Source organism: Paraburkholderia sp. HP33-1 (genome assembly GCF_021390595.1).
In the GTDB taxonomy this organism is placed as follows: Bacteria; Pseudomonadota; Gammaproteobacteria; order Burkholderiales; family Burkholderiaceae; genus Paraburkholderia.
This window is the reverse complement of record NZ_JAJEJR010000001.1, coordinates 2,202,952-2,218,197: the sequence shown is the minus strand read 5'-3', so window position 1 is coordinate 2,218,197 and position 15,246 is coordinate 2,202,952. Positions and strand designations below refer to the sequence as shown.

Genomic DNA, 15,246 nt, shown 5'->3' with positions numbered 1-15,246 from the left:
TCGATGAGCGCGACTATGCGTAATATCGGTCCCGCAAAACTCAGTTCGCCTACATGTCCCCCCTCAAATACCTCGCCGGCTACCCCGCACCGCTGCTAGACAAGGTGAGAACGCTGATCGCCGCCGATCAGCTCGGCTCCTATCTCGCGCAGAAGTACCCGAACACACACGACGTGCAGACCGACCGTGCGCTCTACGAGTACTGCGCGGATCTCAAACGCGAACACCTGCGCAACGCCGAGCAGATCGACAAGGTCACCTACGACAGCAAGCTCGACGTGATGCGTCACGCGCTCGGCCTGCACACGAGCATTTCGCGCGTGCAGGGCAGCAAGCTGAAGGCGAAGAAGGAAATCCGCATCGCGTCGCTATTCAAGTCGGCGGCGCCGGAGTTTCTGAAGATGATCGTCGTGCACGAACTCGCTCATCTGAAGGAGAGCGATCACAACAAGGCGTTTTATCGTCTGTGCGAATTCATGCAGCCGGGCTACCACCAGATCGAATTCGATCTGCGTCTGTATCTGACGCATCGCGATCTGGCGAAGCAGGCCTGACTTCAAGCCGACGCCGTCAACAACACCGGAATCGACTTCGACGTCGGCGTACCCGCACCATCCGCGACCGAGGAGAGCGGCACCAGCGGATTCGTCTCCGGGTAATAGGCGCCGAGGCAGCCGCGCGGAATGTCGTACTCGACCAGCAGAAAGCCGTCCACGCGACGCTCGATGCCATCGGCCCACACGCTCGTGATATCCACACGCTGACCGGCGGCGAATCCGAGCATCGCAAGGTCATCCTTGTTGGCGAACAGCACGCGCCGCTGGCCGTACACGCCACGATAGCGATCGTCGAGACCGTAAATCGTCGTGTTGTACTGATCATGTGAACGTGTGGTCATCAGCGTCATCAGGCGCTCGCCGTGTTGCTTGCGTGCCTGATGAATCGGCGTGTCGAGCGCGATCGCGTGCGCGATGAACTGCGCCTTGCCGCTCGGCGTTTTCCAGATGCGATCGCGCGACGCGACGCCGAGATGGAACCCGCCCGGTTGCTTGAGGCGCTCGTTGTAATCGCCGAAGCCATCGATCACCTTGGCGATGCCGTCGCGAATCAGCGCGTAGTCGGCCACCTGCGCGAGCCAATCCACCTTGGCGCTGCCGAGCGTCGCGTGCGCCATGCGCGCGACGATCGCCACTTCGGAGAGCAGATTATCCGAGGCCGGCTTGTTCATCCCGTACGAGATGTGCACCATGCTCATCGAATCCTCGACGCTGACGCCTTGCGCTACGCCGTTCTGCAGATCGATCTCGGTGCGCCCGAGGGTCGGCAGGATCAGTGCGTCGCGGCCATGCACGAGGTGGCTGCGATTGAGCTTCGTCGTCACGTGCACGGTCAGATCGCACGCGCGCATCGCATCCCACGTGCGCGGCGTGTCCGGCGTCGCGATCGAGAAATTGCCGCCCAGGCCGATGAACACTTTCACCTTGCCATCGAGCATCGCCTGAATCGTGTTGACGACGTCGAGTCCGTGCTCGCGCGGCGGCGCGAAATCGTAGGCCGCGCCGAGGCGGTCGAGAAACGCTGCGGTCGGTTTCTCCTCGATGCCGACCGTGCGGTCGCCCTGCACGTTCGAGTGGCCGCGTACCGGGCACAACCCCGCGCCACGCCGGCCGATATTGCCGCGCATCATCATCAGGTTCGACAGCAGTTGCACCGTCGCGACCGAGTTCTTGTGCTGCGTGAGACCCATGCCCCACGTCGAGATCACCGCGCGCCCCTTCGCGTAGATGTCGGCGAGCTTCAGCACCTCGTCGAGCGGCACGCCCGCTTCGGCGACGATCGTGTCCCAGCGCTCGGCGCGCAGATCGTCGGCGAACGCAGCGAAGCCGACCGTGTGTTCGGCGATGAAGCCGACGTCGAGCACGCGACCCTGGCCCGACGCGAGCGCTTCGTCGTCGAGTTCGAGCACGCGCTTGGCGACGCCCTTGATCAGCGCGAAATCGCCGCCGACCTTCGGGCGGATGAACGCCGAGCTGATCTTCGTGCTGCCCATCGTCAGCATTTCGACCGGATGCTGCGGGCTCGCGAAGCGTTCGAGGCCGCGCTCCTTCAGCGGATTGATCGACACGATCGTCGCGCCGCGCTTCGCGCATTCGCGCAGCTCGCCGAGCATGCGCGGATGGTTGGTGGCCGGGTTCTGGCCGAAGATCAGGAGCGTGTCCGCGTGTTCGAAATCATCGAGCGTGACCGTGCCCTTGCCGATGCCGACCGTGTGCGGCAGGCCACGGCTCGTCGCTTCGTGGCACATGTTCGAGCAGTCGGGGAAATTGTTGGTGCCGTACATGCGCACGAACAGCTGGTACAGGAACGCGGCTTCGTTGCTCGCGCGGCCCGACGTATAGAACGCGGCGCGGTTCGGATCATCGAGACGCTTCAGATGACGCGCGATCAGCTCGAACGCCTCGTCCCAGCCGATCGGCACATAGCGATCGCGCGCGGCCTCGTAGACGAGTGGATCGGTCAGGCGGCCGTGCTGTTCGAGCTCGAAGTCCGATTGCGTCATCAGCTCGGCGACGCTGTGCCGCTCGAAGAACGCGGGCGTCACGCGCTTGCTGGTCGCCTCGGCGGCGACCGCCTTCACGCCGTTTTCGCAGAACTCGAAGGTCGACGCGTGCTCGCGATCCGGCCACGCACAGCCGGGGCAGTCGAAGCCGTCGGGCTGGTTCTGCTTGAGCAGGGTGCGGTAGTTGCCGCCCGCGACCTTTTCCTTGATCAGGTTGATCGCGACATACTTCAGCGCGCCCCAACCGGCGGCCGGGTGCGTGTACGGTTCGATACGGGCTTCGGCGCGGGCTTCGTTCTTCTTCATGACGTGGCAGTGGACAGATTCGACGGGCTTTGCAGACCAATTCCGCGAAGCCTACTGTGTTCCACAAACGACGTCGGATACAGAAAATCGGAAAGAATAGGAGTACAGTTGCGCGACGCTGCCTGACACCGTCCGAATCGCATGAAGCTCTACGAAAAACTCGCCGACGAAATCACCGAAGCCGTGCGCCGCGGCGTGTTCGCGGCCGGCGAGCGGATTGCGTCGGTGCGTCAGGCGAGCCAGCAGCACGGCGTCAGCATCAAGACGGTGCTGCACGCGTATGCGTTGCTGGAGAGCCGCGGCATCGTCGAAACACGCCCGCAGTCCGGCTATTTCGTGCGCGACGCCGCGGCGCGCGCGCTCGCGCCGCCGCCCGCCGAGGCAGGCGCGGGCCGCGAATCAGCGGCACCGCCGCCGGTGCCCGCGACGGTCGACGTCAGCCGGCTCGTGCTGTCGACGCTGCGCAGCATCCGCGCGCACGACGCCGTGCCGTTCGGCTCACCGTATCCCGATCCGTCGCTGTTCCCGTGGCGGCGCATCAACCAGTACGCGAACGCGATTGCTCGCCGGCACGCCAGCTGGAACCTGATCGACGATCTGCCGCCGGGCAATCCAGAACTGATCCGGCAGATCGCGCGGCGCTACGCGGAAAACGGTCTGCCGGTCGATCCGGGCGAGATCGTCATCACGCTCGGCGCGACCGAGGCGATCAACCTGAGCCTGCAGGCGGTAGCGAAGCCGGGCGACACCGTCGCGGTCGAATCGCCGACCTACTACGCGATGCTGCACGCGATCGAGCGCCTCGGCATGCGCGCGATCGAGGTGGCGACGCACCCGGTCGACGGCATCGACATCGACGCGCTCGCGAAAGTGATCGCGCGACAGAAGATCGCCGCGTGCATGGTGATGCCGAATTTCCAGAATCCGCTCGGTTTTTGCATGTCCGACGAGCGCAAGCGGCAACTGGTCGAGCTGCTGGCCGCGCACGAGATTCCGGCGATCGAGAACGATGTCTACCAGGAGCTGTATTTCGGCGACACGCGGCCGTCGACGCTGAAGACCTTCGACACCCAGGGGCTCGTGCTGCACTGTGCGTCGTTTTCGAAAAGCCTGACGGCGTCATACCGGATCGGCTGGGCGCTGCCGGGGCGCTATCGCGCGCAGGTCGAGAAGCTCAAGTTCCTGAATACGCTGACGACGCCGTCGGTGCCGCAGGTCGCGCTCGCCGATTATCTGCGTCTGGATGGCTACGACAGGCATCTGCGGCATTTGCGCCGCGTCTATCGGCAGCAGGCGAGCATCATGAGCGCGCTGGTGCTGCGCTTCTTCCCGGTCGGCACGCGGGTGTCGAGCCCGCGGGGCGGCTACGTGCTGTGGGTCGAGCTGCCCGCCGCGATCGATTCGATGCGGCTCTATCAGGCGGCGCTCGAACGCGGGATCACGGTCGGGCCGGGCATGATGTTTTCGACGCGCAACGATTTTCGGCACTTCATCCGGCTCAACTACAGCTATCCGTGGACCGCGCAGGCCGAAGCGGCGTTGAAGACGCTCGGTGAGCTGGCTGCCGGGATGACGTAAGCGGCACCACGGGAGCGTCAATGACACATCACAACGAGGAGACCGCATGAACGACGACATCGACCCGCAACTCGCCGCGATACTCGCGCAGCTATGGCGCGCGCATCGCGAGACGCCGTGGCGCGCGTGGTCGCTCGCGAAGCTGTCGAAGCAGGCCGGTGTGCCGATGAGCAGCTTGCGGCGGCAGTTGACGTTGCTCTCGGGCGGCGGTTTCGTCGACACGATGTTCCGCGACGACGGCACCGGAGCCGCGTCGTTGAGCGAACTCGGCGCGCAGCTTTGCGCGGGACTGTTCGGCACCGGCGAGCGCGACGAGCCTTCCGCCGCCGGCTGAGCCTGCCGGCGCAACGGCTTCCGACACGCGAGTCACCGGCGCGCGATTACAGCCGCCGGTGCCAGTGTTTCCGGCCGGTTCATTGCCCGGTGCTCGCTTGCACCTGTGGCTGCATCGGCGCTTGCGATGGGGATGGCGCCACGTCCGCTGCAGCGAGCGAGGCTACGCCGCAGAACCATTCGGCATCACTCGGCTGATACTTCCACTGCTTGCCGGACTGCCCGATCACGCTCGCACATTGTTCGTTGATGATGAGGCCAGGCTTCGCGGCCGTGCATTGCAGCGACGAAGGGTCCACTTCCGGATCCGCTGCCGGCGATGCCGAGTGCCGCGCGCCGCCCGGCAAGCTGGCCAGCAGCCGCTGCAATTCGTCGATACGCGTCTCGTACCACGTCCGCAAACAGGTCGCGTCGCGGCAGTTCGCTTCGCGCCAGGCCCACTTGCTGTCGCTGTCGTCGATGAACGCGCGGCGCTGGGCGACTCGCCGGCGGGCTTTCCAGTAGAGCTGGCCCAAGGTGTCGTCGAGCGTCGATAGCGCGGAGTCGCCGCAGATCATGCGCTCAGTCGGCGAGCGGCCGCGCTGGCAGTCGAAGCTCGTGGCGTTGGCGTACGGATGCGCGAGCAGTAGTCCGGCGATCAGAAGTGGGCGGAAGAGGTTCATCGGGGTCCCGGTGGTGCATCGATTGATCATGCTGCCGATGATCGGCCGGCCACGCGCCTCGCGGATGTCCGAACAACGCGGGAGTTCGGGCAGGTTGTTACCAGATCTTGCCGCGCGGTGCGGCGACGTTGCAAAGCGGCCTCGATCGGCGCTCATGGACGTTCGCGTGTCATGAAGCGGGTGCAACGTCTATATATAAGAAGATAGGACGTGGACGCACTTTGGCCGGCCTGGTCAAAACGCAGCCGTCGAAAAAGGAGGAAGAATGAAACGACAACTTGTCGTCGGCGCTTACGTGGCAGCGGGCCTGGTAGCGCTGCCCGGCGTGGCCAGCGCGCAGTCGCAGGCCTATACGACCAGCCAGACCAACGTGCACGCGGGCCCGGCGTCCGACTACCCGATCGTCACGCAGTTGCCGGGCGGCGCTGCGGTGACGGTGATGGGGTGCCTGAGCAACTACCAGTGGTGTGACGTCGCGGCGCCGAATCTGCGCGGCTGGGTGTATGCGGCGCGGCTCAGTTCGGCATACCAGGGCGGCTACATGCCGCTGAACTACGGCGCCGCGCTCGGCCTGCCGATCCTCGCGTTCTCGATCGGCGATTACTGGGGCAACCACTATCGCGGGCGATCGTGGTACGGCCAGCAATCACGCTGGGTAAATCATGCACCGCCTCCGCCGCCGCGGGCAGGCGCAGGGCACCCGCCGGCGAACTACAGGCCGCCGCAAACGCGCCCGGGCGGATCGCCCTCAGGACATGCAGGAAGTCGGCCGCCGGGCAACGCGGGTGGCCCGCCGTCTGGCGGCTCGCCTGCGGGCAACGCGGGTGGACGCCCGCCGGGTGGTTCGCCCCCGGGCAACGTGGGCGGAAGGCCACAGGGTGGTCCGCCACCGGGCAACGCAGGCGGCCGTCCTTCCGGCGGACCGCAAGGTGGCGGAGGCGGTCGTCCGCCCGGCGGCGGGCCGCAGGGCGGCAGCAATCGTTTCCCAGGTGGGCCCCAAAGCGGTCCCCCAAGCGGTGGTGGCGGTGGCGGCGGCGGGGGTCCACGGCCTCCCGGAGGCGGCGGCAACAATTGAGGCATTGACGCGGCCGCAGCATTGACGACGATGAAGCCGCCGTCAGCCGAGGTACCCGCGTCATCCGATGCTTGCACGCCACACCCGCGACCGTCCGCACGTGATGAATTGCAGATTTTCACGCCGGCCTAGGGTAAACCCGGATGTGCCGCGAACGCTAACTTGCCGATGTCGGGTTGGGGGGCGCAACAATGAATTGCGATGCGACATCACGTGGCTCGACTGCCACGCCAGAGGGCGCCCGTTACGGGCCGCAGCGGGCCGAGGAAGTACTCGCGTCCGAGCGCAGCGTATTGCGGCTGATCACCCGCAACACACCGCTGCCCGAGCTGCTCGACGAAGTCTGCCGTCGCGCCGAGGTGCTGCTCGGCGACGGCGCGTGCTGCTCGATTCTGCTGCTCGACCCGGACGGCGTGCACGTGCGGGTCGGCGGCGCACCGTCGCTGCCGCCCGCCTTCAGCGCCGCGGTCGAGGGCGCGGCGATCGGTCCGCGCGCCGGCTCATGCGGCACCGCGATGTTCGAGCGGCGTCTGGTGATCGTCGACGACATCGAAACCGATCCGCTGTGGGAAAACTTCCGCAATATCGCGCTGCCGCACGGCCTGCGCGCGTGCTGGTCCGTGCCGTTCGAAAACGACGCGGGCATCGTCCTCGGCGCATTCGCCGTCTACTACCGCGCCACCCGCCGTCCGACCCCCGAGGCAGAAGCGATGCTGCGCGATATCGGCAACAGCGTCGGCCTCGCGGTTCATCAGGACACGATGGCGCAGCGCCTCGCGCATAGCGAGGAGCGTCACCGGCTCGTCGTCGATCATCTGAGCGAGGGCATCGTCGTGCAGTCGCGCACCGGCGTGGTGCTCGCCTGCAATCCCAGTGCGCAGCGCATGCTCCGCGTGACATCGCAGATCGTGGGCCGCAGCATGCAGACCGTGATGACGCGTGCGTTCGGCGAGGACGGCACGGTCATCGGCGACACCAACCTTCCGGTCGCGCAGGTCTTCGCGACCGGCAAGCCGATGCTCGGCGTGACGATCGGCCTCGAGCTGACGAGCGGCGAAGTCGTGTGGATCACGGAGAACGTCGTACCGATCCTGCGGCCCGGCGACAGCGAGCCGGACTCGGTACTGATTTCGTTCACCGACATCGGACCGGTGCGCGAGGCGCAGCGTCAGCTGAAGTTCCTCGCCACGCGCGATTCGCTGACGGGCCTCTACAACCGCGCCTATCTGATCGAGCGGATGCGCGACCTGTTCGCGCCGCGTGCCGCCGACGACCATGGCGCCGAGCTCGCCGCCGTCGCCGTGCTGTTCGTCGATCTCGACGGCTTCAAGAAGGTCAACGACACCGCCGGTCACGAAGCCGGCGATGCGTTGCTGTGCAGCGTCGCCGAGCGGCTGTCGGCCTGCGTCGGACGTGCCGACACGCTCGCGCGCGTCGGTGGCGACGAGTTTGTGATCGTAGCCAGCGCGTACGGCGAGACGGATGAGCTGATCGGCCTGGCCCATCGCGTTCTCGAGATGATCGCGGTGCCGTTCGCGGTGGCGGGCAACGAGTACTACCTCGGCGCGTCGATCGGCATCAGCCTCTTTCCCGAGGACGGTCAGGACGTCGCGACGCTGATGCGCAACGCCGACTCGGCGATGTATCACGCGAAGCAGCGCGGCCGCAACAACTTCCAGTTCTTCACCGCCGAGCTGAACCAGCATCTGCAGCGGCGTTTCACGATCGAGCAGTCGCTGCGGCGCGCGCTCGCCGGCAACGAGCTGAGCCTCGTGTACCAGCCGATCGTCGATAGCCAGAGCGGCCGCACGATCGGCGCGGAAGCGCTGCTGCGCTGGTACAACAGCGAGCTGGGCAACGTGTCGCCGGGCGAATTCATTCCGGTCGCCGAGGACGCCGGGCTGATCGTCGAGATCGGCGACTGGGTGCTCGAGCACGCCTGCGAGCAGGTCGCCCAGTGGCGGCGCACGCTCGCGCCGCATCTGATCGTCGCGGTGAACCTGTCGCCGCGGCAGTTCAACGACGGGTTGCTCGAGCGCATCGAACGCTGTCTCGCGCAGTCCGGGCTCGAACCGGCTGCGCTCGAACTCGAGATCACCGAGCGGCTGCTGATGAGCGACAGCGACACCGTGCTGCCGATGCTGAGCGCGCTGAACGCGATGGGCGTGCGCGTGTCGGTCGATGACTTCGGTACGGGTTACTCCTCGCTGTCGTATCTGAAGCGCTTTCCGCTGCACAACCTGAAAATCGACCGTTCGTTCGTCGCGGGACTTCCCGATCACCGCGATTCGGTCGCAATCACGCAGGCGGTCGTCGCGATGGCGCACTCGCTCGGCATGAACGTGACGGCCGAGGGCGTCGAGACCGCCGAGCAGGCGGCGTTTCTGCGTACGATCGATTGCGACAAGCAGCAGGGCTATCTGTACAGCCGGCCGGTCGGCGCGAGCGCGTATGCGCGCACGCTGTACGACGCGCAGATGATCGGCACGGCCAACGCGTCCTGACGCGATTGTTCAGATTGCCGAACAAGTGACTTCGCGTTGCCGCTATTTATCGGCGGTGACGCACTCCCTAAAATTCCCCCATCGAAACGTTATTGGTGCGTGGTGCCGAAGCGGCGTCACGCGTTTGGGGGTCGTGATGTCAGAGTTGATCAGGAACCAGCTTTACCGGCCGTCGGTCGTGCTGCCGATGGTCGCGCTCATGCAGGTGATGGTGTCGCAGGACTTCAATCTCGGCCAGGTCGGCTGGGTGTTCGCGGCGCGCGGCGCGCAGGCCGCATTGCAACGTTCGCGCGAGTTGATTTGCGCGGTTCATTGTCACGCTTGAGAAGTTCGGGGCGGCAAACACAGTAACCCGAACTGAATTGCGCCGCCTCGCGCGCGGCGCGTGGCAAGCCGGGCCATCAGCACAGCGCCCGCCCAATCCGGCATGGCACCCCGTGGGACTAAGCGTAAGATGCTACGAACTGCACCCAGCCCCGGAGAGTTGCCATGCCACAGCACTTCGACGCAGTCGTGATCGGTACGGGACAAGGCGGTGCGCCGCTCGCCGTGCGCCTCGCTCAAAGCGGCCGTCGAACCGCGGTGATCGAACGCGCGGAGTTCGGCGGCACCTGCGTGAACGTTGGCTGCACGCCGACCAAATCCTATGTGGCGAGCGCTCGCGCGGCGCATGTGGCACGCCATGCGGCGGAGCTCGGCGTGCAGGTGGGGCCGGTCAGCGTCGATCTCGCGGCCGTGAAGGCGCGCAAGGACCGGATCATCGGAGAGTCGCGCAGCGGCGTCGAGAAGTGGCTGCGCGGCACGAAAAACATCACGGTGTTCAACGGCCACGCGCGTTTCACCGGCGCGCGTACGCTCGCGATCAGCGGGCGCGACGGCCAACTGCTGGACGACCTCAGCGCCTACGAAATCTTCATCAACACGGGCACACGCGCCGTCGTGCCGCCGCTCGAAGGGATCCAGCGGATTCCGTACTACACGAACTCGACGCTGCTCGAACTGACCACGTTACCGAATCATCTGGTGATCGTCGGCGGCAGCTATATCGCGCTCGAATTCGCGCAGGTGTTTCGCCGCTTCGGCAGCCGCGTCAGCGTGCTCGTGCGCGGCGAGCGCGTGCTCAACCGCGAGGATGCCGATTTCGCGGAGTCGGTGCAGAAGGTGCTCGCTCGCGATGGCGTCGAGTTTCATTTCGGCGTGCAGCCGACGCGCGTCGAGCCGCATCCGCATCACGCGAACGAGATGTGCATCGGCTTCGAGCAGAACATTCCGGCCATGGAGGCGTCGCATCTGCTGTTGGCGACCGGCCGCACGCCGAATACCGACGACCTCGGTCTCGACGTCGCCGGCATAGAGATCGACCGGCACGGCACGATCATCGTCGACGGCCAGTTGCGCACCAGCGTGCCGGGTGTGTGGGCGATCGGCGACGTGAACGGCCGCGGCGCGTTCACGCACACGTCCTACGACGACTACCAGATCGTCGCGGCGAACCTGCTCGACGGCGGCGCGCGCAGCGTCGACACGCGGATCATGACGTATGCGGTGTTCGTCGATCCGCCGCTCGCGCGCGTCGGCATGTCGGAGGAGGAGGTGCGCAAGAGTGGCCGCGAAGCGCTGATTGCGACGATGCCGATGTCGCGCGTGGGCCGGGCGCGCGAGCGCGGCGAAACCGACGGCTTCATGAAGGCGCTCGTGGATGCCGGCAGCAAGCAGATACTCGGCGCGGCGATTCACGGCATCGAGGGCGACGAGGCTATCCATACGTTCGTCGACATCATGACCGCGGGCGCGCCGTATCCGACCTTGCAATACGCGATGCACGTGCATCCGACGATCTGCGAGCTGGTGCCGACGCTGCTCGATGGGCTCAAACCCATGCAATGAGCGGCATTGACGCTGGCACGACAGGCCCATGACAAGCTCGCTCAAACCGGCACGTAGCAGCGGCAATCTGTTCGGCGCCGTCGCGCAGTTGGCGGCGACGCCCGATGAGCATGTCGACGCGCTCGTCGAGCAGGGCGGCGTGACCATCGAGCGGATCGTTTCGAACGGGCAGGCGAGTCCGCCCGGCTTCTGGTACGACAGTCCGCGCGCCGAATGGGTCGTGCTGCTCGCCGGCGCGGCGGTGCTCGAATTCGACGGCGAGCCCGAACCGCATCCGATGAAGCCCGGCGATCACGTGCTGATCGACGCGCATTGCCGGCACCGCGTCGCGTGGACGAGCGACACCGAGCCAAGCGTATGGCTCGCCGTGTATTACCCGTGAGCCGCGGCGGATAGCGTCATCCGCGCGGCCGGCTCCCGCGCATCGACAAAGCCTCGCGCCATCGCTGATAATCGGCAGCGGCGCGGCTCCCCTGCAAGGCGCGGGCGGGCTGTGCGCCGAACCGCATGGATCTCCGGGACTCGCATGGGCAAGGGACGCACCGAAGCCTTCAGCGATGGCGTCATCGCCATCATCATTACGATCATGGTGCTCGAACTGAAGGTGCCCGGGGGCCACGATCTCGCGGCGCTGCGCCCGGTCGTGCCGGTGTTCTGCGCGTACGTGCTGAGCTTCGTCTATGTCGGCATCTACTGGAACAATCACCATCACATGTTCCATGCGGTGCAGAAGGTCAACGGCAAGGTGCTGTGGGCGAACCTGCATCTGCTGTTCTGGCTGTCGCTGCTGCCGGTCGTCACGCACTGGGTCGGCGCGAATCATCTGGCCGCCTGGCCGACCGCGATGTACGGGGTCGTGCTGTTCATGTCGGCGATCGCGTATTTCATCCTGACCCGCGCGCTGATCGATCAGCACGGCCGCGAATCGACGCTGGCCAAAGCGCTCGGCAACGACTTCAAGGGCAAGGTCTCCGTCGTCATCTATCTGATCGGTATCGGACTCGCGTTCGTCTTGCCGTGGGCGTCGGCCGTGCTTTACTCGCTCGCCGCCGCGTGGTGGTTCGTGCCGGACCGGCGCATCGAACACGTGCTGGAGGCCTGAGCATGTTGCTCGCACTGAAGCTCGTGCTGGTGCCGGCCTTTCTTGCCGCGCTGACGGCGGCCGCGCGCGTTTGGGGACCGTCGGTCGCGGGATGGCTCGCGGGGCTGCCGGTCGTCGCCGGACCGATCGTGCTGCTGCTCGCGCTCGAGCACGGGCCGGCGTTCGCGGCGCAGGCATCGGCGGCGTCGGTGGCGGCGATCGCCGCGTCCGAGGCATTCAATCTTGCTTATGGGTGGACCTGCCGGCGCTTCGACTGGCCGCTGGCACTGGTCGCGGGCATGGCCGGCTGGCTCGGCGCGGCTTTGCTGCTCGTGCGGCTGCCCGGCTCGATCGGCTGGGCGATGGCGGCGGCGTGTGCCGCCGTTGGGGTATCGCAGAGCTGCTTGCCGCGTGTGACGGGCCATGTGCCGGCGGCGCGTGTCGGGCTCGCGGATCTGGCCGTGCGGATGCTCGCGGGCGCGCTGCTGACGCTCGCGGTGACGACGGCCTCGGTATCGATGGGTGCGGCGTGGAGTGGCGTGCTGTCGGTGTTTCCGCTGCTCGGCATCGTGCTCGCGGTGTCGGCGCAGCGCTCGCATGGCGCGGACTTCGTCGCGCTGCTGATGCGCGGCATGGTGGTCGGGCGCGGCTCGTTCGCGGCGTTCTTCGCGGTGACGGCAGCGCTGCTGCCGCAGTACGGCGTGGCGACGGGGTTTGCGTGCGCGGCGGTGGTCTCGGTCGTCGTGCAGGGTTTGACCCGGCGCTTGCTGGCTGGGCAGCGGCGCGCTGACGCGGCGCCGCGAGAGCTGGCCGGGCCGCAGGCGGAGTGAGGCTGAGCATGACTGCACGCCGGGCTCGTTCGACCGCTACCCGTATCGGGCTCATCTCCGATACGCACAACCTCGTGCGTCCCGAAGCGCTGCGCTATCTCGACGGCTGCGACGCGATCATCCACGCGGGCGATATCTGCAACCCGGACGTGCTCGACGCGCTCGCGCGGATCGCACCGCTCACCGCGGTGCGCGGCAACAACGATACCGGCGACTGGGCGGCGTCGCTGCCCACACATGCGAGGCTGACCGTGCAGCAGGTGACGATTCTCGTCGTGCACGATATCGCCGATCTCGACTGCGCACCGGGCGAGGAGGGCATTCGCGTCGTGGTGAGCGGCCATTCGCACAAGCCGTCGATCGCCGAGCGCGACGGCGTGCTGTACGTCAACCCGGGCAGCGCGGGGCCACGGCGCTTCAAGTTGCCGGTGTGCGCGGGCAGGCTGATGGTGGACGGCGGGCAGATCAGCGCGACATTCGATTCGCTGCTGACATAAAAAAGCGGGCCGGCGAAATTCGCCGGCCCGCTTTCGCAACTACGCCTGCGGGGAAAACCGCGCCGATCAGGCGCGCGCGGTCGCAGCCTCCGCGAAGCGTTCATCCATCTCCTCGGCCTCGCGCTCGCCGCGCAGCACCGCGTGCGCTTCGGCGCGCGTCGCGACGCACGGACCCGAGCCGAGCAGCGGTTTGCGGGCGGTTTCGCGCAACGCGAGCACCGATACGATGCCGATCAGCGATGCACCCATCAGATAGTACGCGGGCATCATCAGATTGCCGGTCCGCTCGACGAGCCATGCGGTCACGAGCGGCGTCGTACCGCCGAACAGCGACACCGAGATGTTGAAGCCGATCGCGAGCGCGCCGTAGCGGATCTTCGTCGGGAACAGCGCCGGCAGCGCCGACGGCATTACGCCTGTGAAGCACGACAGCAGCACGCCGAGGATCATCAGCCCGCCGAACACCGGCAGCACCGTACCCATGCGAATCAGCAGCAGCGCGGGAATCGACAGCGCGAAGAGACCGACGCAACCGAGCAGCATCACCGGCTTGCGGCCGATCTTGTCGGACAGACGGCCGGCGGCCAGCGTCATCGGCATCATCAGGATCATCACGAGCAGCACGAGGAACAGGCCGTGCGTTTCGTTGAAGTGCAGCGTCGCCGACAGATAGCTCGGCAGATACGACAGCGCCATGTAGTCGGTCACGTTGAAGATCAGCACGAGGCCGACGCACAGCAGCAGCGGCTTCCATTGCTGCACGAGCAGTTGACGAAACGATTGCTTGGGCAGCGCGCGGTCCTCGGCTTCCCGCTCTTCGGCCTGCTTCCTGAACGCGGGCGTTTCCTCGAGCTTCATGCGGATGTAGAGACCCATCAGACCGAGCGGACCGGCGATCAGGAACGGGACGCGCCAGCCCCAGGACAGCAACGCGTCGGTCGACAGTGTCGCCGTCAGCAGCGCGACCGTGCCCGCGCCGAGCACGTAGCCGATCAGCGTACCGAACTCGAGGAAGCTGCCCATGAAGCCGCGGCGCTTGTCGGTCGAGAATTCGGCGATGAAGGTCGCGGCGCCGCCATACTCGCCGCCGGTCGAAAATCCCTGCACGAGGCGCGCAAGCAGCAACAGCGCCGGCGCGAGAATGCCGATCGTCGCGTAGTTGGGAATCAGGCCGATCGCGAAGGTGCCCGCGGCCATCATGATCATCGTCATCGCCAGCACGCGCTGACGGCCGATGCGGTCGCCGAGCGGCCCGAACACCATGCCGCCGATCGGCCGCACGAGAAACGCCGCGGCAAACGTGCCGAAAGTCGCGATGAGCTGCGCCGACGGGCTCGACGATGGGAAGAACACTTTGCCGAGCGTGACCGCGATATAGCTGTACACGCCGAAGTCGAACCATTCCATCGCGTTGCCGAGCGCCATGGCGCCGACCGCCCGTTTCAGGAGGGAGTGATCGACGACGGTGATGTCGTCGAGGGAAAGGCGTTGTTCCTGTTTGTGATGTCGCCAGAAGCCGTTGCTGGAAGCGGTCAAGGTTAAAACTCCAATGACTGCGACGAAACTCGTGATGCGTTCCGCCTCGGTTGCTGGAAGTGCAATTTCGCGAACAAAGCGAGGGCATCCGCGGCACCGGTTCGCCGGCGGCGCAACAGAGGGCGAAAAAAGCAAACGCCCGTGCCTCGCGACCAGGTCGCGAAAAAACACTCATCTAGGTTGTGCTGACTGTTGCACCTGCGTGGCCGTGGAAGGGGGGCAGATGCACGAAGGACGCAGGGTTGCCGGGAAGCTTGCCCATACGCCACTGAAGGCTTGAAACGAAAAAGGCCGATCTTGAATTTTCCGCTGAGGCGGGGAAACGACCGACGAGCCTTCTTGTTTAAAAACAGCTCGATTCAGGATGGCGCCCGCGCGCAACATGCACGGCGAGCCA

At 66.2% G+C, this 15,246-nt stretch carries 14 protein-coding genes; 11 read left to right on the top strand and 3 right to left on the bottom strand.

What is annotated here, in order from left to right; translation table 11 throughout:
- The first annotated feature begins 53 nt into the window (after positions 1-53).
- Entirely contained in the window at positions 54-554 is a 501-nt protein-coding gene (locus tag L0U81_RS10015) for a M48 metallopeptidase family protein (protein ID WP_233802207.1), read from the top strand.
- A gap of 2 nt (positions 555-556) precedes the next feature.
- Here the strand turns inward: L0U81_RS10015 and L0U81_RS10010 are convergent, their stop codons facing one another.
- Entirely contained in the window at positions 557-2,866 is a 2,310-nt protein-coding gene (locus L0U81_RS10010) for an FdhF/YdeP family oxidoreductase (RefSeq protein WP_233802205.1), read from the bottom strand.
- Between the two features lie 141 nt (positions 2,867-3,007).
- Between L0U81_RS10010 and L0U81_RS10005 the strand changes: the two genes are divergently transcribed.
- Complete coding sequence (locus L0U81_RS10005) at positions 3,008-4,444, top strand: aminotransferase-like domain-containing protein (RefSeq protein WP_233802203.1); 1,437 nt, start codon at positions 3,008-3,010, stop codon at positions 4,442-4,444.
- A gap of 46 nt (positions 4,445-4,490) precedes the next feature.
- The gene (locus L0U81_RS10000; protein ID WP_233802201.1) at positions 4,491-4,778 is read left to right on the top strand and encodes an ArsR family transcriptional regulator; all 288 of its coding nucleotides are present in this window, start codon (positions 4,491-4,493) and stop codon (positions 4,776-4,778) included.
- Positions 4,779-4,857: 79 nt separating this feature from the next.
- On the opposite strand, the gene L0U81_RS09995 is transcribed toward L0U81_RS10000, so the two are convergent.
- A complete protein-coding gene (locus tag L0U81_RS09995) occupies positions 4,858-5,439 on the bottom strand; it encodes a lysozyme inhibitor LprI family protein (RefSeq protein WP_233804287.1) in 582 nt (193 codons plus the stop codon).
- A gap of 265 nt (positions 5,440-5,704) precedes the next feature.
- On the opposite strand from L0U81_RS09995, the gene L0U81_RS09990 reads away from it, so the two are divergent.
- The 8 genes from L0U81_RS09990 to L0U81_RS09955 all read left to right on the top strand — a co-directional run bounded on the left by L0U81_RS09990 (position 5,705) and on the right by L0U81_RS09955 (position 13,313).
- Complete coding sequence (locus L0U81_RS09990) at positions 5,705-6,514, top strand: SH3 domain-containing protein (RefSeq protein ID WP_233802199.1); 810 nt, start codon at positions 5,705-5,707, stop codon at positions 6,512-6,514.
- Between the two features lie 191 nt (positions 6,515-6,705).
- Positions 6,706-9,018: a putative bifunctional diguanylate cyclase/phosphodiesterase gene (locus L0U81_RS09985; RefSeq protein WP_233802197.1), complete on the top strand. Its 2,313-nt coding sequence runs from the start codon at positions 6,706-6,708 to the stop codon at positions 9,016-9,018.
- A gap of 136 nt (positions 9,019-9,154) precedes the next feature.
- Entirely contained in the window at positions 9,155-9,343 is a 189-nt protein-coding gene (locus tag L0U81_RS09980) for a hypothetical protein (protein WP_008922008.1), read from the top strand.
- A 164-nt stretch (positions 9,344-9,507) separates the two neighbouring features.
- Positions 9,508-10,905, top strand: coding sequence for an FAD-containing oxidoreductase (locus tag L0U81_RS09975; protein WP_233802195.1), 1,398 nt, complete (start codon positions 9,508-9,510; stop codon positions 10,903-10,905).
- Positions 10,906-10,933: 28 nt separating this feature from the next.
- Positions 10,934-11,287, top strand: a complete 354-nt coding sequence (locus L0U81_RS09970) for a cupin domain-containing protein (protein WP_233802193.1) — start codon at positions 10,934-10,936, stop codon at positions 11,285-11,287.
- 144 nt (positions 11,288-11,431) lie between these two features.
- Positions 11,432-12,007, top strand: a complete 576-nt coding sequence (locus tag L0U81_RS09965; RefSeq protein ID WP_233802191.1) for a TMEM175 family protein — start codon at positions 11,432-11,434, stop codon at positions 12,005-12,007.
- Positions 12,008-12,009: 2 nt separating this feature from the next.
- Entirely contained in the window at positions 12,010-12,816 is an 807-nt protein-coding gene (locus tag L0U81_RS09960) for a hypothetical protein (RefSeq protein ID WP_233802189.1), read from the top strand.
- Positions 12,817-12,824: 8 nt separating this feature from the next.
- Positions 12,825-13,313 carry a metallophosphoesterase family protein gene (locus tag L0U81_RS09955; RefSeq protein ID WP_233802187.1) on the top strand — a complete coding sequence of 163 codons (489 nt, stop codon included), beginning with the start codon at positions 12,825-12,827 and terminating at the stop codon, positions 13,311-13,313.
- Between the two features lie 66 nt (positions 13,314-13,379).
- On the opposite strand, the gene proP is transcribed toward L0U81_RS09955, so the two are convergent.
- Positions 13,380-14,849, bottom strand: a complete 1,470-nt coding sequence (gene proP / locus L0U81_RS09950) for a glycine betaine/L-proline transporter ProP (protein ID WP_233802185.1) — start codon at positions 14,847-14,849, stop codon at positions 13,380-13,382.
- Positions 14,850-15,246 lie beyond the last annotated feature (397 nt).

Coding starts and splice junctions, on each gene's coding strand:
- L0U81_RS10015 (WP_233802207.1), top strand. CDS start 54: ATGTCCCCCCTCAAATACCTCGCCGGCTACCCCGCACCGCTGCTAGAC.
- L0U81_RS10010 (WP_233802205.1), bottom strand. CDS start 2,866: ATGAAGAAGAACGAAGCCCGCGCCGAAGCCCGTATCGAACCGTACACG.
- L0U81_RS10005 (WP_233802203.1), top strand. CDS start 3,008: ATGAAGCTCTACGAAAAACTCGCCGACGAAATCACCGAAGCCGTGCGC.
- L0U81_RS10000 (WP_233802201.1), top strand. CDS start 4,491: ATGAACGACGACATCGACCCGCAACTCGCCGCGATACTCGCGCAGCTA.
- L0U81_RS09995 (WP_233804287.1), bottom strand. CDS start 5,439: ATGAACCTCTTCCGCCCACTTCTGATCGCCGGACTACTGCTCGCGCAT.
- L0U81_RS09990 (WP_233802199.1), top strand. CDS start 5,705: ATGAAACGACAACTTGTCGTCGGCGCTTACGTGGCAGCGGGCCTGGTA.
- L0U81_RS09985 (WP_233802197.1), top strand. CDS start 6,706: ATGAATTGCGATGCGACATCACGTGGCTCGACTGCCACGCCAGAGGGC.
- L0U81_RS09980 (WP_008922008.1), top strand. CDS start 9,155: ATGTCAGAGTTGATCAGGAACCAGCTTTACCGGCCGTCGGTCGTGCTG.
- L0U81_RS09975 (WP_233802195.1), top strand. CDS start 9,508: ATGCCACAGCACTTCGACGCAGTCGTGATCGGTACGGGACAAGGCGGT.
- L0U81_RS09970 (WP_233802193.1), top strand. CDS start 10,934: ATGACAAGCTCGCTCAAACCGGCACGTAGCAGCGGCAATCTGTTCGGC.
- L0U81_RS09965 (WP_233802191.1), top strand. CDS start 11,432: ATGGGCAAGGGACGCACCGAAGCCTTCAGCGATGGCGTCATCGCCATC.
- L0U81_RS09960 (WP_233802189.1), top strand. CDS start 12,010: ATGTTGCTCGCACTGAAGCTCGTGCTGGTGCCGGCCTTTCTTGCCGCG.
- L0U81_RS09955 (WP_233802187.1), top strand. CDS start 12,825: ATGACTGCACGCCGGGCTCGTTCGACCGCTACCCGTATCGGGCTCATC.